The following is a 26,182-nucleotide window of genomic DNA, read 5'->3' on the forward strand; positions in this document are numbered from 1 at the left end:
CGGTAGCAGCAAATGCAGCCGAAAGAGCCTTCGGTACCTTCTCGGCATCTCCGATGCTCAGCGCATGCCACTACTGGTCTGCTCGCTGTTGCTCGGCCGCTGTGGCTGCACAAGCCATTTGATACTGATGGTTGAGTTCCGCGTACGTCTCAGCTTCTACTCGCATCCGGAGAGCTCTGCGCTCTTCGGTCCGCCAGAAAGGCACCGCCACTTTGCTGATCCACCAACGCTGGGCCACGACCGCCCGCGCATCGACCGGCGCGGGCGGCGGAACGACCGGCCGAACGGCGTGCCGGTACCGGAACTTCTCGACCGCCATCAATTGATCCAGCTCACCTTGGAACTCGACAGCCAGGTCGGCTCGAGTGGGCGACGCGGTACCCGCGGCGTCCGGATGCCCGACGGCACCATACGGCCGGCCGCGGTGACCTGAAGACCGGCGGGAACCGGATTTCGAGCCGCCGAAGTTCGGGGTAGAGCAGCGCGTTGATCGCCGCGTTCTCGACCGCCGCCACCGGGTGAGCCACCTGGTACGCCTTCCGGCTGATCGACCGGACCACCTTCGGCGTCACGGCCCGTTTGGCGGTGAGGACCGGATGCATCGCCTTGCGAACTTTCCGCGGGTGGCCCGGCGAACGGACTTGCAAACGACCCTTCGTGCGAAGCCCACAGAATTTCCCTGCTACCGGCGACCACGCGCTGGCCGAAACATTTTCAACTACTGGTCGGTCAGATCGTCGAGATCCTCGAATCCGTTGGGCGGCTATGGGTTTCACGACCCTGGATCTCGTTGCGCCACTCGGCCAATCTGCGCCTCAAGTCAGTGAATCCAGGTTACTGCTGATCAGTCGGTTATCGAACCGATTCGTATCCATAAACCGATAATTCATGACATCCCAGAATCGAGAGCGGAACTGAGCCGAGCGGAGAATACCGCGTGCGCTTGGCGGTATTCAGCCTCACGGTCCGCCTTGTAGAACGGGGCCGTGTAGCCCACCGGCACCTGATTATCCTCAGGCGACTCCAGATACTTCTGGAACTCATCCCAGCTATTCTTGGACTGATTCAGCCCAATTGTTCTGGCGTAATTCGCAAGCTTCGATCCACTGGAATCAAACCACGATGCCGCGTCGTACTTTTGAAGTACAGGAAATTTTCCCTTGTATGCGGCGATCAGCGAATCAACATCAATACCGAGCCAAACCGCTACGATGGCATCGATCTCAACTAGTGCGGCTCGCCGCTCAAATTCGGTTCTCAGTGGGATTGATGGATTCCAGGTTTCAGAGATCCCATTGAGTGGCCTAAGATGCGGCCAGCTCACAGCCCAGCTTTCTCCTTCCCAATCGGGTGCGTAGATTTTTGACCACAGCTTTCTATATACGGCAGTTAGACAGTTCAGCCGCATAGTTCGAAGCAAAAGACTTCCCACAAGGGGGTGATCCAATAGTGGGGACGGCATCGCCCATGCGCCAGATTTTCGGAGGTCCTCTCGACCGATTGTCCGAACAAAATAGTCCAGAGGCAGCGAGGCCCAAAACCCTGACACCAATATGGTCAATCTGTCGGACGGCATCGCTAGACTATGAATAGCGTCGACGTGCGCGGGCCCTGGCGGAAGCATTGCAGCAACAAGCATGCGCTCCCCGTTGGAAGCCATACGACGCCGCCACGCTAGCCTCGGAAATGTTGTGGAACGCCGGGCGGCGCGAAGCATAAGTAGCCTATCAACCTCTGCGGCCACTTTTTCCGGCGTGTCAACACCGGGAATCTGGGAAGCCTGTCGCGTTGCACGATCCAGTGCGACAGCGTCCACTCGCAATCGATCCAAGACCTCATAGTTGGTCCATCGCTCTTGCTTTGCCAGAAACTCAGCAATACGACCCGGCGAACGGATGTACTCGGTGTCAGGCACAAAATCCGGCTCAATAGAGGCAAGATCACGACCATAGGGGTCATTTGAGTTAGCATCGTGACGCTTATAGATTGGATTCGCAACACCAAGTTGTACATTTTTTAGTATGACTTGACGCCAGCTGTCGGGTTGAAATTCCAACCCAGTTGATGGATCAATTTTGTTGTACTCCATCAGTCGAGCCTTTTTTGCACCACTCTCGTGGTAGCCCGGAGACAACTGCGGCTTTAACGCTCCGAGCCGTTCCGGATAGCTCGCCAGCGCCGCAATCGCCCCCGCCTCTGCGGTACTTACCGGAAATAGTAACCTCGCCTGGTCCACCGGAACCTGGTCCTCATTCATCATCCTTCGCCAAACCTTCAGCACCGAATCGGTTACATGGATCACCCTGCTGCGATGTGGACGAATATCGAACTCGGCATTCTTATACCTAATCCCAGGAATTTCCCCACTACCGTCATGTTCAGCGGAAAATAATAACGCCTCCACCGAGACCAGCCATGACAGATGGTCGAATCCAATTTCTTTGGGCTCGCCGTAAATATGGATTCCGAAATGGGTAGCGTGACCCACCGGCTCCGGGAAGAATCGCTGGGTTGAATTAACAAAATCGCCATGTATGCGAAGCCTGTGGTACGACTCCGACCGCAGAGCACCTTCGTTGTCTCCTGTAAAGTGAGTGTCCGAGTGAAGCATGCCAGCCGTTCCCGAAGGTCCAGAATGCAGCCAGGTCTGACACATGAATGCGCGATACAAGTCTGGTTGCGTACCAGACAGTAGCGGGAAGGTCTGAATCGATCCGAATACTGCCACTTGAGCCGCAGTCGAGGTTAACTGTGTCAGCACAAAGTCCTTTGCCGAACTACTGGACATAAGTTCGGCTCGCCGACGGTCAACCTCGGGATCGTCGGCTTTCTTCCTCAACACAAACCACGGCTCGAACTCCGCCAATACTGCCGATTCTTCCCACCGAGGCCGTACCCACGGCGGATTGCCCACCTGAAGGTCGAACCCACCACGATGGAAGATCTGGGCGTACTGCAGTTCCCAATGGAAGAACGCCTCGGCTTCGGCGACCTCCCGGACAGTCCACAACCACGGAAACCGCTCGTTGAGCTTGGCCCACGTATCCATAGCCATCCAGTACGGGAGATCGTCCTCGTAGTCCTCCAGGTCGTCGAGCTTGGAGAACTCGGTGACCAGCGTCTCGTCATCGACATCGAGCCGACCGAGGACCGCTTCGGCGAAGTCCAGCCAGTCGTTCAGGTCGTTCAGCGCGATCACCGACCGGACCAGCCCGACCTTCGACCGCTGCCTCCTGGTCTGTTTCGACTTCGGAGCCGACGCCACTTGTTCGACAGCGACATCGTTGAGTTCGAGCTGCTCACCGTCAACCCGGAAGAACGGCTCGGTGCCTAGAAGCTGATCGAAGCCGATCTGGACCGGGTCAGGTTCCACCTTGCCCTGGTCCGAACCGTGAGCGGATTCCACAGGCTCCAACGGCAGAAGCTGATGTTGGGCATAGTACGGATCGCTGCCGTCCAGCATGCCGGCCTGATCGAGCGGCCAGAACCACAGCGCACACCAGGTGTCCATCACGAGCTTCAACCGCCAATACGGCGTACCCGCAGCAGTCAGGTCGTCGTAGACCTTCTCCTTCGGCACCGCCTGCTCCGGCTGGGTGATCCAGTCCGCGCCCCACACATCGATCTTGCGGCTGATCTCGCCTTCGGAGATCCGCAGTCGTGTGACGACCAGGCTCCACAGATACTCCGCGCGGCGCGACACCGCTTGCAACCGTTGGAGTTCACGGGTGGGACGGCCGTTCTTCGCCTTGACCGCGATCTTCTTCCGGATTCCCCGCCGCCAGGTGCCTAGCTGTTGGACCTCATCAGGAGCCAGCTTCTGAGCCAGCTTCCTTGCGTCCGACATTCCCGCGACGACGGCTCCCCAGCCCTCAGCCGGGAGGAGGAAGTGGTAAATCTTGCCTTCCGGCAAGGACATTGTCGACAGCGGTAGGTCCTCGGGCGTCGCCTTCAACCACGCGGCGTCCGGGAGTTGGGAGGGATCGTACACCTTGTGCCCGGCGCCGATCAGGGAGTTTCCTCGGCGCAGGTGCAGACCGAACCAGGGCGCCTGCAGGCCCGGGTGCATGACGTTCAGCCACAGCGAGACTTCAGCCAGCTCGACAGCGGTGTCGTTCAGGTCGACGCCGTAGCAGTTGTGAAGGGCGATGTAAGCCTTCGTTTTCTGGAGTTCGAACTCGTGTTTCTCCGGGTCGATCTCGACACCGAGCTCCTGCTGGCGGCGTTTCAGGTACTCGGCCGCCACCTGATTGATGGCCTCGTTGAGGAACGCCCCGGACCCCAGGGCGGGCTCGCAGATCTTCCAGTCGAGGATCTCTCGGGCCGTCGTGGTCGTGTCATCCTGATCCAGCCGGTACTTCAACGTGAGCTGCACCGTGGCGTTGGTCAGCGATTCCGGCGTGTAGTAAGAAGCACTGGTCTGCCGGTCACGAGCCGCAAGCCGGTAGACGAACGAACCCGGCGCATAGCGCACGTACTCGGCGGTCTTACGGCCGTCGTCGTCGACTCGCCGAACGATAACCTCGGCCGGATACGCGTCTTCGCGTGAGGCAGGAATCATCCATGAGCCGTCGGTGGGGTCGCCGTCCTTGGCGACCTCCAACAACGGCTCGGTGGCGATGAACCCGGTGTAGGACATCAGGCCTTCGTAGACGGCGCCGAGCTGGTTGATGCCCAACTGTGCGTAGGAGATGAACCCGCCGCGCTTGTTGCGGCGCCCCTTTACCTTCATCAGTTTCGACAGCACCTGGTACAGGCAGGCGTTGGTCAGGCGGGTGTCGACGGTGCGGCCCTCGTCGTCGAGCGGCCGGTGTTTGGCGATCAGTTCGATCGCCTTCGGGTCGAACAGTTCCGATCGCATCGGCTCGAACCGCAGACCCTCGGTGTCGGATTCGACCTCACCGGTGTGGGGGCGGTGGCCATGGTTGACCAGGCGGAACAGCAGGTCGAGGGACTCGTAGAGGTGGAAGCCGGTACGAGCCTCCTCGCTGTCGAGCGGCCGGCTGATCAGGTCACCGAGCCGGGCGAGGCTGTAGCCGCGGCCGTAGTCGGCGTCGTCAGTGGGAAGGATGCCAAGTTCGGGGCGGGCTTCGGCGTAGAGCAGGAACAGGATTCGGTACAGGTAGCGCAGGGCTTCGCGGCCGAGTTCCTTCGCCAGTTCCGTGGGGTCGCCGATGTCCTCGGGCCGGACGTCCTGCTGGCCGAGGCGGTCGAGGACTTCCTGGGCGATCAGTTCGACGGACTCTTTGATGCCTTCCCGCAGTTCCTTCGAGACACCGACAGCGTGGTTGCGCGACTTGGTGAGCAGTTCGGCCAGCGGCTCGGTGCCGCCCTCGGCGGGCGGGAGCAGGGAGCCGGCGCCGAAAAGGGCGCCGATGAGAGACAGTTCCTCGAGGTCGTTGCGGCCGAGCGCGACATCGAGATTGACCGCGAGGTAGCGGCCTTCACCCCACGTCGCGCGGTCGGCGAGGATCACGATACCGCCGGCGAGGATCAGGACGTAGCGGGGCGGATTGTCACCGGTGAACAGCCAGCTGGCCAGTTTCGTACCGGAGGTGATCTCTTCCCGCGCCGACAACGTGACCGGAGTCAGCAGCCGGCCGGCGCGAGTGTCGTCGAGGGCCGCATCCACCTCGGCCGCCCAGCCGCATTCGGTCGCGACCAGGTGGGCGTCGGCGTAGGCGACCGCCACGGCGTGCTCGCCGTCGGCTCGTTCGACGGTCAGGTTGCGCGGTTCAGCCTCGAATCCCAACGCGCGCAGCACTTCACCGTGGAGTTCGTGGAGACGCTTGCGCCACTCGGCCGACTCGGCAGCAGTGGCTGGGACGTCGTCGGTGCGGCTGGTGTCGAAGTCGGCGAAGAACGGACGGTCGGCGAAGTAGGGCTTGTGGAGGGCCTTCAAACCCTGACGCGGGGTGACCGCTGCGGCCCGGTGCAACTCACCTGGTTCAGTCGCACCCGCTCCTTCGGCATCGGTGCGTGCGGCCTTCTCCCGTTCGGTCCACTGGGCGAACAGGCCGTCCTTCTTCTTCAGGTCCTTGGGCAGTACCTCGGCGAGGTAGTGGGCGGAGAAGTATTCGCCGCGGTTGACGATGGCATCGAGCCTCACCGGGCCACCTCCTGTTCGGGAACGAGAACGGCGAGAACCCGCAGCAGCGGGGCGCCGGTGGTCTGCATGGCGTCCAGGAGACGCTTCTGCCGCTCGACGGTGCCTTCGACGACCTCGACGTGCCGTTTGCGACTGGGCGTGTCGATGTCGAGGCTCAGTTGCTCCCAGTCGGCCAGCTTGTCGCGGTAGCTGTCGAGCGGGGCGACGACCTCGGCGTCGTAGCGAGCACGCCGGCTCTCCAGGTGTGTGCGGGCGAGGTCGACCATCACCGGCACCTGTTCCTGGAGCGCGGCAAGATCGACCGTGTGGCCGGTGTTGGTCATCGCCGGTCCGACTCTCGCGTCGGCCAGCACGTCGGTCAGCGGCTGATCGAGTGCACCGTCGGCGGTGACCGACATCCATTCAACCACCGTCGGCTGGCCGAGTTTGTTGGAGTAGATGCCCTGGATCAGGAACACCGGTTCGGTTACCGCGGCCACCAGGACCGGTGCCTTCTGCCGGCCGAGCCGCGCGAGGACCTTGTCGGTGACCCACTCCACGACCGGATGCAGATCCGACAGGAAGGAGATCTCCGGCCACGCTGTCTTCGTCGCACGCGCTTCGTCAAGTTTCCGGTTCGCGAGCGCCCGGTCGAAGGTGACCTTCGTGCGCTCATTGACCTTGCGCTCGCGCAGGTAGTCCGCCGGCAGCGCGGAGAACCGGTACTTCAGGTCCTCCGGCGGGGTGAACGCCAGCAACTCGCCGTCGTCCTCGAGATCCTTCAGCAGCCCCAGCGCCGAGATCGCTTCTTTCACAAACGATTCGGTGTCGGCGAACACTCGCGGCACATCAGCTCGAGCCGGGTCAGCGTCCAACCGGTCGGCACCAACGCCGGCCACCAGGTCCGCCAGCACGTCGAAAACCGGTGCCGCATCGATCGACTCCTCGACGGACTTGCCGGCCAGCAGGTCCAGGATCAGGCGCTTCTGTTCCTTCTCCCACCCGTACTGACCGCTCACGCCTTCGGCGGTGCCGATCGCGCGGTGGGCAGCCTCCTCCTTCTCAAGTACCTTCTGCGACACCGTGCGGTCGTCCTTGACGCCTTCGACTTCGGAGGTGAGGATCAGCGCCCGGAACTCCGGCTGGAACCGCTGCCCGTACCGGTCGATGCGGCCATTGCGCTGCTCGATGCGGATGAGGCTCCACGGCACATCCCAGTGGATCAGGTGATGGCACTGGCGGTGCAGATTGACACCCTCGGAAGTGACGTCAGTGGTGACGAGCACCCGAACGTCACTGTCGGACAGGCTGAATCGTTCAACGATGTCCTGCTGCATCTGGTCCGACATCCCACTGCCCAGCAGCCGGTCGACCGCCTTGACGGGCAGCCTCAGCAGCTTCGGCAGAACCGCGTACAACCAATTGACGGTTTCGACCGACTCAGAGAATACCACCACCCGGGTACCGCTACGTGGACCCACGCCAATCTTCTGCAGTTCGCCGACCAGTTCGGTCAGCTTGGACGAGTCAGCATCACTCATCTCGGCAGTCAACCGCTGCAACGCTTCCAGCGCGTCGACCTCGCGGGTATCGGTTGCCGTCCTCAACCGGTTGGCCACGGTCTTCGCCAAGGCCTTGTGGGAGGACAGGAACGCCTTCAACAGCGTGTAGGGGAACAGGCGATCGCCCCGGCACACGGCCCGCGCATCACCGGTCAGCCACACCTCGGTGAGCTCGGCGAAGATCTTCTCCTCGGCCGGCGTCGCCGCGCACGGCAACGCGACCGCCGGACCGCGGTCGGGCCAGCGGTTGCCGATCTGGTTGCGGACCTCGGAATCGGTCTTGGTGCGGCGGACATACAGGTAGTCGATGTCGGCGCGGGTCAGCTTCTTCGGGTCGGCGACTGCGGCCGGGTCGAGCATCCGGATCAGTTCGGCGAAGGACTCGATGTTGCCATTGTGCGGGGTCGCGCTCGCCAAAAGCAGGGCGTCGGTCTGCCGGGATAGCAGTTTCGCCAGGGCGTTGCGGTCGGTGCCCTCCCCCATTAGATTGTGCGACTCGTCGATAACGACAACGTCCCACGGCATCTTCTCCAGGTGATGCCCGTACTTGCCCTTGTTCTTCAGCGTGTCGACCGAGACGATGATGCGCTTGTAGTAGCTGAACGGGTTACGGCCGGCGGGGATCTCCTTCTGCACCCGCTGCACCCCCACCGAGTCCAAGCGGATCAGCGGGATCGAGAACCGCGTCCACAACTCCCGCTGGAACTGCTCGAGCACCTGCTGTGGGGTCACCACCAGAATCCGCTCACCACGGCCACGGCGGATCAGCTCCGCCAAGATCAGACCGATCTCCAACGTCTTGCCGAGACCGACCACGTCGGCGATCAGGATCCGCGGCCGCAACGCTTCGAGAGCCTTCACCGCCGGACGCTGCTGGTAGACCAGCGGGTCCAGCAGGAACCGGTCGGCCAGAGCCAGTCCCTTCTCCGTCAGCGGCAGCGGCGTGCGGCGCAGGACAGCCTCAAGGAACAGCCGGCTCTGCGCGAAACGGCTGTCGTCGGCCTTCAACTCCAGAACGGTGTCCTCAGGCCGTAACGTGACGATCTCCTCGAGGTCGGTGAAGAACACCGCCTCCTCGTCGCGCACGAAGTCCGACGCCCCGACCGCGGTGACCTTGTAGAACTCGCGGCCGGCGTCATCAACGATCTGGGCGCAGGTACGCACGATCCATTCGGCGTCGCGCACCTCGATGCGGGCACCCGGCGGATAGGCGGTCGAGGTCACTCGCGGTCCTTCGGCGGTCAGAATTTGGCAGTGGCGGCGTAGGAGTTGCGCAAACGCTCCGCAAGCTCATGGATCACCGTGCCCGGCGCGGCGACCTCGGTCAAATCCTTGCGGCCCGGGCGCGGTGCCGGCGCGATTTCCTCCGGGTCGGAGTCTCGCCGAATAAACGTCGACACCGCCAGATTGCGGATAGAGACCGGCACAGGGGTACTCAGTAGCTGCATGAGCCGGTCGTGTACGTCTTCGACACTCGGACGGGCAGCCGGATCGAAGGCGAGCATCTCGGCCAGCAGCGGTCCGATGGACTCCGGCACCCCAGCCAGATCCGGGACCGCGTTCGGATCCGACAACTTCACCAGCTGCAGCGGTGTGGTGCGCTCGTTGAACGGGAACCTCTTGGTCAGGGTATAGAGCAACGTTGCACCCAGTGCGTAGACATCGACGGTAGCGGTGAGATGCTTCGGGCTGTTCACCTGCTCCGGCGCCATGCACACGGCGGTACCCATCGGCAGGTCGGTGTGGGTTAGATCGGTCGGACCGTCGGAGAACGCGACCAGACCAAGATCGATCACCATCGGACCCTCACGGCCCATCAGGATGTTGCCAGGCTTCAGGTCACGATGCAGCAGGCCTACCGCGTGGATATCGGCCAGAGCCCGGGCGACGACCAGCCCCAGCGTCGCAACCTGTTCCGTGGTCAGCGTGCCACTGGTCTCGACGTACTCCTTCAAACTCAGCCCGCGGATGAACTCGATCGCCAGCCACGGTCGGTCATCGCCCTCCGCGGCGGAGTCGAGCAGAGTCGCTACATGCGGAGATTGCACTGTCCGGAGCGCCTCGAGCTCGCGAGTGAAGCGGGCGCGGACTTCGCCACGATCGAGTAGAGATTCCAGGATCGTTTTGACCGCGACAGCCTCCAAGTCCTCGGTGATTCCGTAGTAGACGGCCCCCATGCCACCACGACCGAGGCGGCCCTTCAAGGTGATTGTGCCCAGGGTGGTCGGGTCGTTCTGGGACAGGTGTTCCACCGGATGCTCCCCTCATCGTGTTCTGTTCAGTCAGGCCCACTCCAGCTGACGATCGACCGACTCACCAGTCTGCCAGGCGGCGCCAGCCACCGCCGCGCAGTCCAGAAGAGTGACCTCACTAACCGCAAAATTCGGAGATCGAGACAATCAAGCGAACGCCTCCACGTGCGCCTCGGTCCAGGCGCGTTGATCCATCGTCAGCACCGGCCGCACGAACATCAACCGAGAACACGCCAGCACCATCACGAATGCCAAGAGCCGGCGGCGTTCCCGCCAACCGGCTCCACCCATGACCCCAAATATCCATAGTCGATTTGAGCTTCCTCACCAGCCGGCGGATCTTCCCGCAGCATCGTCACCCGCGACCGCAGCGTCTCATCCCACAGTTGGCATCACGCGTCACGGGGAATCGGCTTGAGTACGATCAGGCGTCCGTCGGGGTCCTCCGTTGCGACACTGCCGTCGTCAGCCGAGGCTCGAATGATCGGGCTGCCGGTACGCCCAACTGCAGCTTCTGGATCGCAGACCGCCAACGTGATTTCCAACGGTCCGACAGGTTCACTATCTCGCACCTGGCGAATCTTCAGTCCGGGTAAGACTTCCAACACATCGCTTCTGATCGGTAAGTCCTTGTCGAGAAGTTTTGCGTAGAAATCCACTCCTGCATCAATTCGCCTTGTTAGCAGCGTTACTTCTATTAGCTGACTTCGCTTATCGACATCTCGATTATCCGTCACCTCAGACTTTCGCATCGTAGCCGCGCGGCTATCTGCGGTATCACTCCGTACATCGACAACCACTGTCTGGCCATCATTCAGATGCAACCGGGTACGGAGACGATCTCTTTCCAGCTGCTCCACATCCACGATCCGATATAGCCGCTGGTCCGGAAACTCACCTTGTTTACCGACCTCCGCCGAGTAGAGTTGCTCCAATATCAGTCGACGCGACACGATCGGGTTGGGACGCACACGCGGCAGCGGTCGCTGGTAGGGTTCTGTCGAAAGCGCTCTGCTTATTTCTCCCAGATAGGTTGCATCCTGGACCGAGGACGCCATCTCGCCGAGCCACTCATAGCCGTGGAGTGCGCCGAGCAGCCCTGCGGTCATAGATGCAAGAGTGTCGGTGTCTGCGCCACGGAGGAACGCGGCAGTAACTACACCGGTCACGGGGCGCGCTGCAAATCGACTCGCGAGATAAAGTGCTCCTGCCGCGCTAACAGTGCCTGCTCCACTGATGTGCGGGTCACGGCATCCGAGCTCTGTTAGGGTCTCATCAGGCGAGCTCAAGGAGCCACGACGGAGCGACTTATCAATCTGAGCAAGCAGCTCATACATCTCTTTATTCGTCGCCGTCCATGTGTCGCCGAATTCTTCTACCTGATCGGCGCTGCCCCAATCGTGCGGAAGTAGTTCGACGACGTCCGCAGCTCTCACCAAACCGTTCTCGACCACGCCGAGTAGCTCGCCATAGCCAAGAACGGCCTCTGATCGGAGAGCATGTGCCAGTGCTTGCGCGTAGGCAACAGCACCGACAAGCGCCCGTGGATGTCCGTGCGTGGCAAGTCCGTCACGGATCACCCGCTTCACTAAGTCGCGGGGACCAGAGGCGTAGACAGCGTGTGGTGCGATCCGCATCGCCACGCCGTTCGCCCCCGCGGCACGATACTTCTCGGTCGTAGCCATCCCTCGTCGTCCGCCAGCTGCTATCCACGGCGGGGTGCGGGCTGCCCATGATGCTGCCGCGCGGAGGACAGCGCCTCCGCCACCACGCTGGTAAATCAACCAAACCGGGAGCTCCACCTCGACCAGATGCTCCCACCAGTGGTCCCCGTGTAAGCAGCAACGAGCGGTTGCCAGAAGCAGCTGCGTGTCGTCGCTGTACTCGCCAGCTCGCACTGGATCGCGATAGCGTGATCGGTAGTTGCCGGCGGTTCGTGTCCAGGATCGAAATTGCGCATCTGGGGTCAGCGCATCTCGTGCCCGTTGCCCGCCGACCAAACCGCCACGCGGTTCCTGGGGCCAACCCAGCGCGTCTCCGCAGGCCGCACCGAGCAGCATCCCTTGCGCCCGGTCACGGATTCGATCGGATGTCAACGGTATTCACTCCTCCAGGCGTCCAGGCTAGCTCCTCGAAATACTCCGAGCAGGTCACTGCGGCGGTGACAGCTTGCCGATTGAACATCTGCGGTGAGATCCGCCATGGGATCGAAGGTAGTGGGATACCGAAGCGCCTTAGGCGTCCACGCTCTTCTCTCGCGGCAGCTACTGTCGGGAAGACTATCGCATGGACCTGTGACAGTGATATGGGTGCCGGAAGCAACACTTCGGCCTGCACATCGGTCGGACTGCCGGGGTCATGCCTCGGCCCTCTGCTCCTGACCCGGTTGCCCTGCCCAAGCACGCTAGGCGCATAGCACCCCCGCAGCCCAGCTACTCCCGACTCCACGCCCCCGGCGGCAGCATTCCGGGGGCAAAATAGGGTTCCTTCCAGCGCCGCGACTTCTTTGTTTAACAGAAGACAGACCCAGTCGGGGTAGCTCAGAGCGTTGGGCTTCGCCTGCGCTATGGCCAGATAGAACGCGTTGGGGTATTGCAGACTGCTACAGATCATGTGCGGGTAGCCATCCAAGCGCGCAAGATCGGTCTCCGTGAAGCACGCGCGTACATCCTGGCGGAGCTCCGCGGCGCCACGGAGCTTGCCGTCCTTGATGATGTGCGGCAGATTGCGAGCAGGCGTGAAATGGGTCAGCCGCGAGAGCGACATCCCCCGCAGCTCTTCGAGAACTGCGAGGTCGATCGGCGTCATGGCGCCACCTGGTAAAGATTCGAACTGGCAGGCGGGAGAAGCGGCGTCAGCTCGCCTGTATAGGTAATGACCAGCTCATCGCGCGCACGTGTGACGCCGACGTACAGTAACCTGCTCTCGCGCGCGGCGGCCTCTTCGTACCCGAACGACGCCAGGACCTCCGGGTCGGGCATACGCACCGCGCTGCAGAACGGCAGTAGCACGATGTCGAATTCCAACCCTTTCGCCGAGTGGTAGGTTCCTGCGTAGACACCAGCAGTGATGTCCCACCGAGTCATCTCGTCGTGCAGTTCGCGTACACCAACCAACCCATGCACAGCTTGCTTGGCTTCCCGGCGCGTGCGAGCCAGGACCCCGACGCGGGCGATGCTGCTTGAGGCTCGCGCGGTCTGGGCGATGATCGCTGCCTCTGCCTCTGCAGAACGGCAGTGAACAAGAGTGGGTTTTGTACCCGCGGCGCGCTGTGGCTGTTTCGGTTCAACGAGGTCCGCAGAGTCGCGGAAGTGTGGCATCGCGGCCATCTCCAGCGCGAGACGGGCGATCTCCGGACTGTTTCGGTAGTTGTCAAGAAAGACCTCATGTTTTGCGACCGTCAAGCCGCATGATCGCCACGATATCCGCTGGCCGTAGATCTGCTGGGCGTAGTCAGCGAACAACGTGAGACTACCGTCCGGCGGGATCGCTTCCGCCAGAGAGCGAATGGCTTCAGGGGACAGATCCTGCGCCTCATCGACCACGATGTGGCGGTAGCGACGATCAGAGTTGTCCTCCGCCAATGCCTTCCGAACTGCAGATGGCAGAGAGGGCCAATCGTACAGCTTGCCAGCATCGGCTAGCCTGCGTCGATACGCCTCACGAATCTTCCACATTGCTCGCCGCTGTCCAGCTTGCAGTGGCGCCATCCTGCCGATGCGGTCGGCGGCGAGGTATGCCTGCAGGGTATGCAATCCGTTGCCGTCGATCCACGCCAGCTCGTCGTCGAAGAACTGGGTCGCCCGCGCGAAGAAGTCGGACGGCTTGTATCCAGCGGCCACTTCCTTGACGGCTGACTCGATGAATCCTGTACGTTGCCAGCCGTTTGCGATCGAATTGCCTTCCATGCGGCCTTGGCTGCGAAGGTACCCACGAGCGAACTTCGCATAGGTCTCTATGGTGATCTCGTCGCAGTGCTCCCCAGCGAGATGCCGCAGGTACGTCGACAGCGATCGGTTGAATGTCAGAAGTGCGGTCGGTCCGTTATTCTGCGTCTCTGGATCTGCCAAGTGGATCCCCCGGTGGAGGGCCATGACCGTCTTACCAGTGCCAGCAGTCCCCAGAATGACTTGATGTCCCAAGGGACGCAGATACACAACATCGTGTTGCCTCCCAACGGGTTCCGGCAGTCCCACAGCAGGTCCTCCCCTATTCTGCGATGGCAACCCGGGATGCCTCGCCGTAGCAGAGGATCTTACCGAAGCGATCGGCTGGCGACCTACGAACGACCGGGCAGTCATACGGAAACTCCGTTTCGTGCCGGCGCTTCCAGTGCAAGCGATCCGGTAGAGTCCACGAAGCGCACGATGCGTTCCCACGCATACGCTTGACCGGCGGGCGTGAGCTTGCCGACGATGTAGTTGAACCCACGATCTGTAGTGCCCTCCTCGTTTGCCGCGTACCCCTGCTGGATCGCCCACGCCGTGGCTTGACCGGCATCCGATCTGGATCTGCCGGCGACGAACAGCCCTAACTTCCGCGTGGATAGAAATGACATCACCTCTGCCTGCTTGACGTTGATGCCGCGCTCCGCGTGACACCACTGCTTCACCTCGCGAAAGAACTGCTGACGAGATTTGAGGCCAAACCCGCCCGCATGGCAGCGAGCTCGCATCACAAGCGGGCGGACCACATCGACTTGCTCTTCGGCAGCGATGGCTTGCATTCGCGCCGATTCCGCTCGCTCCTCGGCTTCCACCAGCATCCGTGCGTACTCCAGTCGGCTCGGATTGCCGCCAATCGGCCCACGATAGCCTGCCTGGATCGCCGGGATGACTTCACTCGTAGCCCAACGATGGAGAGCAATCGACGCTGGTTTTTCGGAGCGAAGGAGGACCTCGTCCAAACCCACCTCGTCGACAATCGCCTCTTGCAGGCCGACTTCAGGATCAAGGACTGCACGCCCCGAGCGACCCGGACTGAGTACAGCGGCCATAGTCGAAACATCCTCGACGCCGAGGATCCGGCAAACATCGGATAATGCGAACCACGGCCCATCGTCACGGACGAGAACGCGAACGGTAAATCCGGCGTAAGCGAAGCGACAAACGCCACCGATCATCCTACGAACCTTCCACTATATGAAGACGGCTTCGACTCGTTCTGGGTCGAAGTGGGGTTCAAACTGGGTGTACAGAAGTACCCTGCAGGGACAATTCCTTCCCCGGCCGCGCAAGCCCCAGCTGCACCGCATGCTCCCAGGCACCAGCAAAGGCGCTTTGGCGCCCTGCGATCCCTTCAACTACTCGCAGCATGGGGAGATCGAGTCTCGACACAGGGCCTCGATGGACAGGCGGACCTCCCACTTGCATCGCCACCTTCGGTCGGCCGTCAAAACCTCGAACTGAGTAGGAGTCTTCCCCAGCCCGGACGGTTTGTCAACCGCTACGACTCATATAAGCAACTGGACGGTTGATATTTCGATATCGATGGTGCACGATTGCCATAGGCGTGTTCATGGAGGCGGTAGACATGTAGCCAACTAGTTGACAAGATGTCCCCATCGCGGTAGCTGCGGGGTGAGGGCTTCATGCACGGGTCACATTCGACACCTCCGGGGGCACGAGGAAGGGCTCGCATGCACGAGTTTCGACGCTTTATCCAGAACGAGCTGGACGCGCGAGGGTGGAAGCAGGCCGATCTTGTCAGGGCGTCGGGCCTGTCCAGGTCCCACGTCTCTAAACTGCTGCGTGACCATCGGGAGCACCTCGGCCAGATGCCCGACGACTCGACGATTGCGGCGCTCGCTAAGGGGTTCGGCCTCCCAATGGAGGTCATCCAGACAGCAGCGTCGCGCGCGCTGGCCGGCTACAGCGACAACGATGCGCCGTTGCAGATTGACCTCCGCACCGTATCGACGGAGGCACTGCTGAGGGAGGTTGAGCGACGCTCGGCCACCGCAGAGGCAATGCTCGCCAAACTGATTCATCACCTAGCGCCCGATGCTCCCGGCGACCTCCGGCGCTACAACTTTGACATCGCTTGGAGCGAGCAGGTCACCAGGATCCTCAACTCGACCGTTGCTGCTACATCACGTCAAGAGGTGGCGACAGACGAGGAATTGAATGAGAATAGTCCGAGGAAACGGACCTCCGGGACGGCCGAATACAGCAGCAGAGTTCAGACGCTCCTCGGACGGGGGCGGCAGGAACTGGAGTCCTACACGAGGTCGGCGCGTACGCAGCATACGTAGAGGGGGGTTCATGGGCCTGCCGGAGTGGACCGACGACGGCCTACTACCCCCAGGCTGCTGGCGGGCTACCCTCACTGATGTTCACGACCGACTCGTTGTCGACACTCAGTATCAGCCGACTCGGCAGGTGGTGTTTCATGGCCTGCAGGCGTATTTGGGACAGATCAGGGAGTTCGTTAGCTCCGGTGTCGTCTGGCTGGACGGTCCGTTCGTGACACGTGACGGCCGCCCTAGTGGCCCAGCGCTGTCACTTGTAGTCTTCCCTCACAACCTCGCCGAGATCGACCTACTGACGCCTGAGCGCTACCACAAACTGACGACGATGTTCACGATGCGTGACATCATCATCGGCGGAACTGGGCAAACGACATACATCGACCGGCTGGAGCCCATCGGTACACACATTGCGGCCCACCTCGCCGATGACAATGACGCCCATATTTGGTCGAACTGGTGCTCCAGGGTCGATGGCGGATCATCAAACCCAGTCGGCAACAAGGGATTCGTGGAGGTGGAGCTGTGAGCGATGCATTCTACGACGCGCTCGCACGCCACCAGGGCACGAGCCAGGTTCAACGTCTACTTCGGTCGTCTCTGCTTGCCGCGGAAGCTCATTACAATCCGCGGCCACAATCGAAACTAATTGTCGAGGTCGGCGGCAGTCGGCTGTCACCACACGACTCCGCAGCAATTATGACTGGTATTGTCGATGCAACAGCAATGTTTAGTCGATACCGCTTGAATCCACGAAACCCGGTGACGCAGCTTCGTGCAGACTACCGGAACGCGATTAACCTGACGTCACTCGGCTCAGTTGGTAATTCACTGATATTTGGCATACCCAGGGGGGTAGCGGAGCACGATGAGCCAGATTTGTTCGGGGATACCGGCCTGCAATCTCTGACAGGATATGCCGTCAAGGACATGTGCCAGATCCTTCCGCAGGATCCTGATGACAATTTAGCATTGGACGCGGTCCTGTCTCTTCCGGTGACTCAACGTGTCGCAGTACAGCAACTTGTCAAAGCAGTCACCGGAACTAAACGCTCTCTTGATGTCTCGATGATCACCGACGACGGACAAGCTGAAGAGCTTCTTCGCTCGGTTCTACTCCGCGACCAGGCGGAATTATTGCAATCGAGCCTGCTGGAGTCAGTGGCCGAAACATACAGGATGCCGCCCCTGTTCGGCCTCCTGGACGGAATGCGAACACACCGGAGGATTTTCTATCTCGAACGCGAAGGCGAGCCAGACATTCACGGATCGGTTGCAGAGGATATCCTTTCCTTATTGCCGCCACTCATCGGGAAACTGGTGGTGGTGGACCTTGAACGAAGTGTTTTGCGTCAAAAGTCCGGCAGAAGCGGGCGCGCATCGTATCGCCTCCTGGGCATCCGAGAGGCAGAGGGTGTCTTTTAATGTTTCCGGGCGATCGCATCGCCGAGTTGGAAGCCGAGCTCGCCGCCCATCGCGATTTACGGACCCGGTCATGAACCGGCTGCCTTGCCAAGCATTTTCTCACGACAGCGGAACGCTTCGGAGACTGCCGACAGCGAGCCGGTTGACCATCCTGGAACAGCAGCGATCCCGCCTCACACGCCGGCAAGCTGCCGATACGGATGAAGCGGTGCTATCGAAGGGCCTCAAGGTCGTGCTGCATGGTGGGAACGAATCGACTTGCCGCGACGAGGAGAATCGAAAGGAATGACGGCGCTATATCATTCGACTCGCAGGGGACCCCTACGCCCGAAAGGTGGGCCGGACACGGCGAGTGCGCGGCAGCCAGAGCAAGCCGGTGACCGATAGAGATCAGACTGCCGCCATCCGATAGTGGGCGCGCAAGAAAAGCATCGAGGTCTCTAGCTGCGGGCGCATCGCTGCCGAAGTACTCGAACAGTACAAACACGCGAGTCAGTAACCAGCGCTTGCAACGGTCTGTCGCTAGGTTGGGGCGCCGCACGGCAGACCGCCGCTGCAATCGGTTCCAGGCGGCTGTTTCCGTGCCAGCCTCGTCAATGACGCATACCGATGCGTAACTATGGGGCGCAGCCGTGCATCGGCTGCCTCTAAGGCGCCGTACAACTCAGCAGAGATCCACCACGAGCCGCTGATCAGCGGGTCCGCCGCAGCTGCGCGTTGTTCGCCTGGTCGTAATTGGTCAGCCATGAGTTAGCGACCAAGCGCAGTCGTATCGTAAGGCCCAGATCCGTCAACAGCAGCGTCGTTTCCTCACCGCTCCATCGGACCTCGGGACTCGAACCGACGATCTCTGCGGTCGGTGCTCCGAGCGCGCCGGCCAGGGCGGCAGCCGCTCGTGTGTAGGCATCGTGGACCGCAGCTCGGCCAGCGGCGTCGTCCGAAGCCAGTGTGATGAGGGCAATTTCGATCCGTTCTGCGTCACCGTCGCTGCCGATCACGTCACAGCTGCCGGGCCCGAGGCCGCTGTCGAAGCGAACCCAGTCACTGGACTGAATGATCGGATCCCGCCACCCGAAGACCACGAGAAGCCGCATAAGGTTATCCATCCGCCACGACCAGACCAGCGACTCTAACTGGAGGGCTAGCTCGACGATCGCTAAGTCGTCCATCACCCGCCAACCGGCCGCACTGTCGTCAGAGCTCGAACCGACGCTACTCATAGCACGTTCCCTCTTGTCGAGAGTCCAAGGTACGGCAACTCCACCTGGCGATTGCCGTCACGCTCGTTCCATGCCTCGTACACTAACGTCGCCGGATCCGCGATACCGAATGCGTCGCGTAGGCCGGTCACTATCCGCGACGCCAACTGTCGGTAGCCGTCCGAGCCGGCTGGCCACTGCAATTCGTACCACCAGTTGTCGCAGTGGTCGGCGTCGGGTTGCTGCCACCCGCAACTGGTGATGAGCTGGCCTCCGGTGTCACCGACTCGTACATCGGGATCGAGCCAGCTGTCGCCCGGGAGCTCGGCCCAAATCATGTCGTCGAGTTGCCGAAACTGTACGAAGCGGCGCCGCTCTTTCGGTTGCCCAGCCTCACCTATGATTACGACGGTGCCGGTCGACAAGGTCGCCAGGTGCTGGGTCAGACCATCGGCGAACTCTGACCAACTCGTCATATCAGCCCCTGCTCTTGCAGTTCTATCGTCTTGTCGTGCATAGCCAGCCACGAGTTGGTCACCAGATACAAACGTACCGTCGTTCGAAGGCACACCAGTTGCAGCGTCGTCTTCTCTCCCGCCCAACGAATCTCGGGGTCTTCGCCAGGTTGCCGACTCGACGGCTCTCCGAGGCTACTGGTAAGCGTCGACGCCAGGCGCGCGAAAGAATCGCGCAACGATGCTTGACCGGCCTCATCCCTGCTTGCCCTGGAGGTCACTGCCACTTCGATCACTTCAGCCTGGTCACCGCGGCCTTGGACACCGCCGCTTGCCATCCCGAAGCCCACGTCCAGGATGGCTGACCGCTCCCCGAGACTCTGGACATCCCAGCCGAACTCCGCAGCTAACTGCGGTATGTCGGACATCCGCCATGACCAATCCAACGACCGCAGTCGGGTCGCCAGCTCGATGATTTCCGCGTCACTGAGGGTGCGCCATTCAGTCACAGGAACACCCTACATTGCCTGGGGACAGAATCTCGCGATCACGACCAAACCGCGCGATATGTACCTGGTTTGACATGGATAGTCCTCCTTTCTGCACTCTGCGGGCTGTCGTATAGTGCATTGTCCGCCGCCGCAATACAGCGCGAATAATTGCCATGGCAGCACCCTTATGGTCATCACTCACCTCCTGCTCACCGTCGCATCAATACCCCCGATAGAGTCCTCTTTCACGTTCCCGGGCCACGTCTCGGCTACGGCCGCGCATCTGCAATTCCTCAGCAGTTGGCCGCGTAAGAGCCGCCTCCTGCGCCGGAATGGCCTGACTGATCCGGGTCAAATGAACCAGTGCGACGTGATCGACTGAAACTCCCCGTTCAATAGCTTTCGCGGCTTCCGCCAGGCGCGGGGCTAGCGAATCATAGGGGACAAGAATTGGTGCTCGGCCTGGTAACTCGTAGATGTATGCTTGCTTACTCCTGTCGAAGCCACTCGGCTCATTTTCCAGGCAAAGCAGGTACGCCTTAGCGTCGAATGAAGATTCCCGCCCTTCCGGAATCCTCAGGGTGGGATTCTGCTCTACAGCGAGATTATGCTGGTGTATTGCCTCGCGAGCAACAGCTTCTCTCAACGGCGTAAGCGATTCTTCTCGCGATTCCGCAATAGCCTGAGACAGCTCCACTGCGTGTTGAGGGGCAAGGCCGATCGCCTCGATAGTGCGAGTATCGTTTACGCGCTCCGCGGCGACGATTTGCTCGATCGCCCGGTGCGCTTCGACGGCGCGCGTGAAGTCCGCCCCCCGCCCGCTATCGCGACCGATTGTCAGCTCATTGACCTTTTCAGCAGCTTGCGCCAAGAGTTGCGCACGCTCCGGCAGCTGCGATTCTCTGGACTCTACAATTCGTTCCGTCAGAGAATTCATCAATCCGCGATCGACAGCCCGCAGGTTGGCGATGAGCGCTCGGTCCCGATCAACGATCTCGGCCGCCACCAATTCAGAGGCGACCTCTTTGAGGCTTGGGTGCAGATCGAGGTTGGCCAAGATTGCTTGGCTTCTCTCATTCTCCAACTCGTGAACTTTGTCCAGATGTTCATAAGTCGCGAAGAGTTCCTTACTCAAGGTTCCGGGTTCCAGGGCTTGCGCCGAGTTGATCCGTTCCATGGCTTCAAGGATCTGGCTCCGCAGCTCCTCTACCGTTTTCCCAGGGACTGCGCTTGTTTGCGCGAATTCGACCGCATCCAACACGGGTTGGCGGTCGTCGGGATGCAGTGCTTGCAGTAGCTCGACCCGGAGATCCTCCATCTCCTTCGCCATTTGCTGTTCCTGCTCTCGTCTTTCGACGAGCTCGAAGGCGCGAGACTTATCAATGCCGCCAAGAATCTCCGGCAAGAACGACTGACCGTCACGTTCGATATTGAAATGCGACACGTTGACGGTGCCGTCGCGGGATACGTGGACAAGATTGTACTCGACTTGGAGAGTTCCGTCGGCGTGGGCTCGGAGCAGCTGATCGCGAGCCTTCAAGAACTGTTGCCCTTCCGGACTGTTCGGGTCCAGGCCACGCTCACGCATCTGCTCAGGTGTTTCCGAGAGCAGTCGCTGAAGGTTCTTTTCGATGGCCGCGGTGCGCTCGGCGTACTCGCGCGAGCCCTGCTGAGCGCGTCCGTTTTCGGTATTGGCAGCACCCAGCGGTGAAGTGCCGCCCTTACACTCATCAATGATCAGCGTGGGCGGATGACCAGTGAAAGAGATCACATCGAAGGTGTCGCGTCCATCCACCGCGTTCTCGAACGGGGTCAGCAGCACAGCGTCAGGACGGTCGGTGGCGTGGGAGATTCCACCCAACTCCCCCATTTCTTTTGACGTGAGCACCTTTTCGATGCCAAGTCGGTTGTACTCTCGGGCGTTGTCCCGCATCTCGTGCAACCGCTCGAGCTTGGCTATTTTATCCTGGTCGGTGAGCGAGAGGTCGTTGGCGATACGGTCTTCTCTGTCTTCGATAAGCCCGGCGAGCTTTTTCTCGCTCAGCTGGTCGATCTTGTCGACGTCGAACTCTCTCATATGGGCTTTGACCACTTCGGCGGCAGCAGCGCGGTCGCGGTCTTGCCGGGTGGCCTCGGCAGCCAGTTCGTCAAGCCTCGACCGTATGTCTGGGTTCGCTACTTCGTGAGCTTGGGTCGGACCCTTATCTGCCAGGAAGGCGATGTCCTCTCTGGCCGCGGGATCGGTGACCCAGCCACTCCCGTTCCTCAGCTGGTATTGGCTGTCGCGGTAGGTGCCTTCGGGGTCTCCGAATTGATGCCATCTTCCATCGGGGTCTCGGTAGGAGTTGGCCGGATCGCCCGGTCGGTGCAGCATGCCGTCCGCGTCGCGGTACATGCCCGGCGGGGTCGACTGATCGTCACGTGAGGGGTTTGATCCCTCTGAGGAAGAGTCCGGGTCCCGGTCATTCGGCCGCTCATGCGGATCACCCTCTGCTCCACCTGGTTCAGTGTGGCCTGGTGGCGCGATGTCCGGCACCTGTGCCGATCTCGGGGTGAGTACCTCGTTGGGCGCGGCGCCCAGTGAGTTCAGTACTCGAACGTCCCTTGCTCCGGCCAGGTCCCGTCCACCCGGCTGCGCATCTCTGCCCAGGCCACTGCGTTCGCCGAGGTGGTGTCGGTCGGTTGGTAGGACAGGGTGTGCTTGTCGATCAGCAGTTGGTGCGTGATGGTCGGTTCTGGGGGTTGCGCCATCGACTGTGCTTCGAGCTGATACTCGATCGTCTGTTGATCTTCCTGCGTCCGATGGATGCTCACGCGCCACTGGCGCGGGTAAACCTGGCTGCCCTGGATCGGTTGTCCGTTCCGGATCGCTTCGTCGTACATCTGCCCGATCACGTGCGGGGGAAGGCTTGAATGCGCTGTCACTACTCCGGTCTGGGCGTTGATCACGTAGTTCCCCAGCCCGAGTCCTATCCCCTTGGCGGTCTCCTCTGGCGTCAGGATCCTCCGACAGACCCACCCGAACTCGGTCTTGAGTATCTGGAACTGTTGATCGGTCGGGAAGATGCGTGCCAGATACTGTTCCACTTGCTCCCGCGTCTGAAGCTGTTCTGGCACTGTTGATTCCTCCATCGGGGCCATTTGCCATAAACCAGAGCGACGATGAGTTCGCGGACATGTAGGCCGGCGGTGTATCTGATAGCAGTCGCTGCTGCGGATCCCACCATACGGGTCCGCTGGCGTCGTAGGGGTAGACGATGACGGTCGCGTGCGAGCCGTCGACCACCGGCGAGCCGTCTGGGTGGTAGCGCAATTCACCTGTGTTGACGTCGCGGGCATGCCATTCGTTGACGATCAGTGCCGACGATCCCGGGCCCAGATGAGCAATCCATTGGTGGAGTGCGTCGAACTGTTCCTGGATGGTCTTGCCCTGATGGTCGAAGTTTTGCCATTCACCCCCGAGCCATTCGGTAGCGCGTTCCAGTCCCCCCTCTTCACCTCCGGTGCGATCGAGTGTTCCGTCTGCCAGCACATCGGCCCACCTCGGGACCCCGACCTGTGGGTCGCCGTGGAAGGATGAGATCGCGGCCAGCGCTTGTTCGACGCAGTTGTTGCTGCGTCCCGGATTTTCCGGACCGCCGTCGTTGATCAGCTGCCCGTAGGGGTTGGTGCGGGGATCTGCTCCGACCAGGAAGCGGTTGCTATCGCGGAGCGCATCCTCGACCGCGGCTTGGAAGGCCGAATCCTCAAGGTGATTCAGTCGACCGTTGCCGACAACCCGCGTTCGGGGCAGGCCCTGGAACCGGGACGGGGTGTTGGCGCGAGCGATGTCGTTACTGATGTGACGCAGGTCCACCGCGTCAAGACCCGGAGTGTGCCCGGTATCGGTGGGCAGGCCGAGTTGGTCGCGGAGGTGGTCAGCGAGGACGTCGGGGTGGTCGTTCGGGTGCCAAGTGTTCGGACCGGTCGGCGCGTGGTCGACATGGATGTGCAGGTGTGCCGCGGCCGGGTCCTCGGTGTGCACGACGTCGACCAGCAGGCGGTCGCCGCTGAGAAGTCGCTCACCGCTGTTGAAGGCTCGGTCGGCGCCCAGCTGGGCGTTTTCGAGGACCTGCTGTAGTTCCTGCGGGGATATGTGGTCACCATGTGAGAGATGCACCTGGATGGTGATCAGCGCGACAGGGTCATCCGGGTTGCCGGTGAAGCGATGCACATCGTAGGCGGCGTCTTCGTTCGAGCGTCCGCGCGGCGTGACCGAAGTCAGGCGGCTGTCGTCATCGGCCTGGTGTCGGTAGCGCTCGCGCTCGGGGCGAGCTTCGTTGACGTGCGGTGCGTCGCGAGGGGCAGGGTGTTGAGCCGGAGCACCGGGATCGCGCGGCTGCTGATGAGAATCATGCGGCCGAGCGACAGAGGCATCCCCCACGGGCCGGCGCTCTGGAGTGGTCGTAGTCGGCCGATCAGAGTCCGGCCGTAGCTCCGAAGCGTGCGGCCTTTGCTCAGACTCGTGAAGAGACCGAGCGGCAGTGGACTCGGCATCATGTGCCAGGCTTCTCGGCGTTGAGGCTGGGGACGGCGCAGCAGCAGCTTGCGGGAGCCGAGCCTCCGGTCGCGCTGCGGTGGGCGTGTCAGGACGTGCAGCTGCCGGTGGAACCGCAGTAGAGGTGGGCAGTCCAGCTTGCGGAGCATCTGCAGGCACAGCGTGACTGGGTGCGCTCGGCCGAGCGACCTCATGCGCAGGTGCGCTCAGGCCGAGAGTGGGTGACGGGCCTACCGAAGAGGTTGTCGGTACCGAGGGACCATCAGCCACCGCAGTCGACGTCACAGGGGCAACCGCACTCGTACTCGGATGGCTTGGCGACGTCGGTGCGCCCGAGACCACGTCAGCAACACCACTGACTGTTCTGGGGGTAGCGGCCTCGTGAGGCGTCGCGGCTGGTGCCTGCACGCCCGACGGCGGCGCGTCGGGTTGGACGGACGGCGTATCAAGCGCGTGGGTTGACTCGGTGGTAGGCGGATGAAAAACGGTTTCGATGTCCAGTGAGCCGTGCCCAGACAGCAGCGTGGAGCCGTCCGGTAGGCGTTCCATCCGCGGACCGCTGCTTTGGCTTTCGGCAAGCGGCGGCGAGGACTGTTCCTGTGGCAGTGTCGGGGTTTCGTGATGGCCTGGGGGCATCGCGTCGGTATGCGCGGGTGGCGTTGCAGCGGGCGGCGCGTCGCTATGCACGGTCGGCCGACTGGTGGTGTCTGCGGTGGTCGGCGATGGACTGTCGTGCTGGTGATCCGGACGAACTGTTTCTGTGCCAGTCGAGGCCAGCGTCGTAGTGACTTCATGCTGAGTGGGCGACGGCGGTGCCTCAAGTGAGGTGTGCTCGACGGCCGGTGTTTGAGGACTGGGTTTGGTCTCAGTCGTAGCTACTGGAGTTGGCTCGGCCTCGATGGTAGGAGATGGCTTTGTGCCGATGTCCTGGGGGCTGCTGAGGTCGAGGTGCGGCGCGGTGCCATGGTCGACGCTCGGAGCCGTCGAGTCGTGGTTGTGGTGGGCTCCCGCACCGGCGGCGAAGATGGCGCCGTTGGCGACGGATGAGGTCGCCATCGGTGCGCTGAAGTCGAAGTTGCCGCCGAATGGCACCGTCGCTGCGGTGCCCGCTGCGTAGGCGGCTGTGCCGACGGCACCGTCGACCGCGGTTTGGGTGGCGGCTTTGCCGAGTTTGGAGCTTGCCGCCTCGACGGCGTTACTTCCGAGACCGCTGGCACCAAGTCCGCCGCCGATCGCGCCAGCGACCGTTCCGGTCAAGGTACCGAGACCGACTTGATTCCAGTCCTTGGCGTTTAGTCCATCGCGGTGACCGTCGGCGATCTGTACAAGCCGGGCACCGAGGTCCACGCCACCGCTTTGCAGGATGCCCCAGCCAACACCTTTCAACGCGGCGCGGGCGGCGGCTTTGGCCGCGGCCCGTGTCAGCATGCGCTGGATGAGTTGTCTGATCGCCATCCGGATTGTGATCTGAGTGGCGACCCGCGCCGCTACCTCCGCGGCTGCTGCGGCCGGGGCGCCAATCCCTGTCGCAGCAACGCCCAGAGCCCAAAGCGCCTGGGCGGCGAAGATAACGAGTGCCGCGATGATGACCATCTTGGTGTGCTCGATGTCATTGGCGCCGTCGTTCAGGCTGTCAGCCAGGGAGTGGCATCGTTTGATCAACGCTGGCAGTGATCCCTCTGGACCGTCGATCTGCCGCCAGTAGTCGGCGAGCGCGTCGTGGGTCTTGCCGCTATCGAGCGCGGTGAGGACGTCTCGTAGGGCTCCGTCGGCGTCGACCTCGATGTCGCTGTCGAGCACGGTGGCTAAGGTGTCCCATGCGTCGGCGACTCGCCGCATTGCGGTTTCGTCACCCTCGGGCCAGTCACCCGCGCCGACAACCCATTTGGCAACCCATTGCAGTTCGCCCGGCAGCTCTATGCCCAT

The 26,182-nt window shown here is 61.8% G+C and carries 16 protein-coding genes; 4 read left to right on the forward strand and 12 right to left on the reverse strand.

What is annotated here, in order from left to right:
- The first annotated feature begins 64 nt into the window (after window positions 1-64).
- A complete protein-coding gene (locus IU450_RS32895) occupies window positions 65-433 on the forward strand; it encodes a hypothetical protein (RefSeq protein WP_195153610.1) in 369 nt (122 codons plus the stop codon).
- A 453-nt stretch (window positions 434-886) separates the two neighbouring features.
- Here the strand turns inward: IU450_RS32895 and IU450_RS32900 are convergent, their stop codons facing one another.
- The 8 genes from IU450_RS32900 to IU450_RS32935 form a co-directional block, all read right to left on the reverse strand.
- Window positions 887-6,109: a hypothetical protein gene (locus tag IU450_RS32900; RefSeq protein ID WP_195153611.1), complete on the reverse strand. Its 5,223-nt coding sequence runs from the start codon at window positions 6,107-6,109 to the stop codon at window positions 887-889.
- Window positions 6,106-8,874 (reverse strand): helicase-related protein, encoded by a 2,769-nt coding sequence (locus tag IU450_RS32905; protein WP_195153612.1) that lies wholly within the window; start codon window positions 8,872-8,874, stop codon window positions 6,106-6,108. The genes IU450_RS32900 and IU450_RS32905 overlap by 4 nt, the downstream gene beginning before the upstream one ends.
- 17 nt (window positions 8,875-8,891) lie before the next feature.
- On the reverse strand, window positions 8,892-9,902 hold the full coding sequence (locus IU450_RS32910) for a serine/threonine-protein kinase (protein WP_195153613.1): 1,011 nt from the start codon (window positions 9,900-9,902) through the stop codon (window positions 8,892-8,894).
- A gap of 147 nt (window positions 9,903-10,049) precedes the next feature.
- A complete protein-coding gene (locus tag IU450_RS32915) occupies window positions 10,050-10,193 on the reverse strand; it encodes a hypothetical protein (RefSeq protein WP_195153614.1) in 144 nt (47 codons plus the stop codon).
- Window positions 10,194-10,294: 101 nt separating this feature from the next.
- Window positions 10,295-11,962 (reverse strand): ADP-ribosylglycohydrolase family protein, encoded by a 1,668-nt coding sequence (locus IU450_RS32920; RefSeq protein ID WP_228835484.1) that lies wholly within the window; start codon window positions 11,960-11,962, stop codon window positions 10,295-10,297.
- Between the two features lie 13 nt (window positions 11,963-11,975).
- Complete coding sequence (locus IU450_RS32925; protein ID WP_195153616.1) at window positions 11,976-12,710, reverse strand: DarT ssDNA thymidine ADP-ribosyltransferase family protein; 735 nt, start codon at window positions 12,708-12,710, stop codon at window positions 11,976-11,978.
- Entirely contained in the window at window positions 12,707-14,203 is a 1,497-nt protein-coding gene (locus tag IU450_RS32930; protein WP_267470648.1) for a 3'-5' exonuclease, read from the reverse strand. Before IU450_RS32930 ends, IU450_RS32925 begins: the two co-directional genes overlap by 4 nt.
- Window positions 14,200-15,024: a Bro-N domain-containing protein gene (locus IU450_RS32935; RefSeq protein ID WP_195153618.1), complete on the reverse strand. Its 825-nt coding sequence runs from the start codon at window positions 15,022-15,024 to the stop codon at window positions 14,200-14,202. The genes IU450_RS32930 and IU450_RS32935 overlap by 4 nt, the downstream gene beginning before the upstream one ends.
- A 516-nt stretch (window positions 15,025-15,540) precedes the next feature.
- On the opposite strand from IU450_RS32935, the gene IU450_RS32940 reads away from it, so the two are divergent.
- The 3 genes from IU450_RS32940 to IU450_RS32950 are packed head-to-tail and all read left to right on the forward strand — an operon-like array spanning window position 15,541 to window position 17,574.
- Window positions 15,541-16,155, forward strand: a complete 615-nt coding sequence (locus IU450_RS32940) for a helix-turn-helix domain-containing protein (protein ID WP_195153619.1) — start codon at window positions 15,541-15,543, stop codon at window positions 16,153-16,155.
- Between the two features lie 10 nt (window positions 16,156-16,165).
- Window positions 16,166-16,678, forward strand: coding sequence for a DUF6932 family protein (locus IU450_RS32945; RefSeq protein ID WP_195153620.1), 513 nt, complete (start codon window positions 16,166-16,168; stop codon window positions 16,676-16,678).
- Window positions 16,675-17,574 carry a hypothetical protein gene (locus IU450_RS32950; RefSeq protein WP_195153621.1) on the forward strand — a complete coding sequence of 300 codons (900 nt, stop codon included), beginning with the start codon at window positions 16,675-16,677 and terminating at the stop codon, window positions 17,572-17,574. Before IU450_RS32945 ends, IU450_RS32950 begins: the two co-directional genes overlap by 4 nt.
- A gap of 692 nt (window positions 17,575-18,266) precedes the next feature.
- Here the strand turns inward: IU450_RS32950 and IU450_RS32955 are convergent.
- The 4 genes from IU450_RS32955 to IU450_RS32970 all read right to left on the reverse strand — a co-directional run bounded on the left by IU450_RS32955 (window position 18,267) and on the right by IU450_RS32970 (window position 26,182).
- On the reverse strand, window positions 18,267-18,794 hold the full coding sequence (locus tag IU450_RS32955) for a DUF6301 family protein (protein WP_195153622.1): 528 nt from the start codon (window positions 18,792-18,794) through the stop codon (window positions 18,267-18,269).
- Window positions 18,791-19,249 carry a TY-Chap domain-containing protein gene (locus tag IU450_RS32960; RefSeq protein WP_195153623.1) on the reverse strand — a complete coding sequence of 153 codons (459 nt, stop codon included), beginning with the start codon at window positions 19,247-19,249 and terminating at the stop codon, window positions 18,791-18,793. The genes IU450_RS32955 and IU450_RS32960 overlap by 4 nt, the downstream gene beginning before the upstream one ends.
- Complete coding sequence (locus tag IU450_RS32965) at window positions 19,246-19,737, reverse strand: DUF6301 family protein (RefSeq protein ID WP_195153624.1); 492 nt, start codon at window positions 19,735-19,737, stop codon at window positions 19,246-19,248. Before IU450_RS32965 ends, IU450_RS32960 begins: the two co-directional genes overlap by 4 nt.
- A 202-nt stretch (window positions 19,738-19,939) precedes the next feature.
- Window positions 19,940-26,182: a toxin glutamine deamidase domain-containing protein gene (locus tag IU450_RS32970; RefSeq protein ID WP_195153625.1), complete on the reverse strand. Its 6,243-nt coding sequence runs from the start codon at window positions 26,180-26,182 to the stop codon at window positions 19,940-19,942.

It is taken from the genome of Nocardia abscessus, assembly GCF_015477775.1.
GTDB classification, from domain to species: domain Bacteria; phylum Actinomycetota; class Actinomycetes; order Mycobacteriales; family Mycobacteriaceae; genus Nocardia; species Nocardia abscessus_A.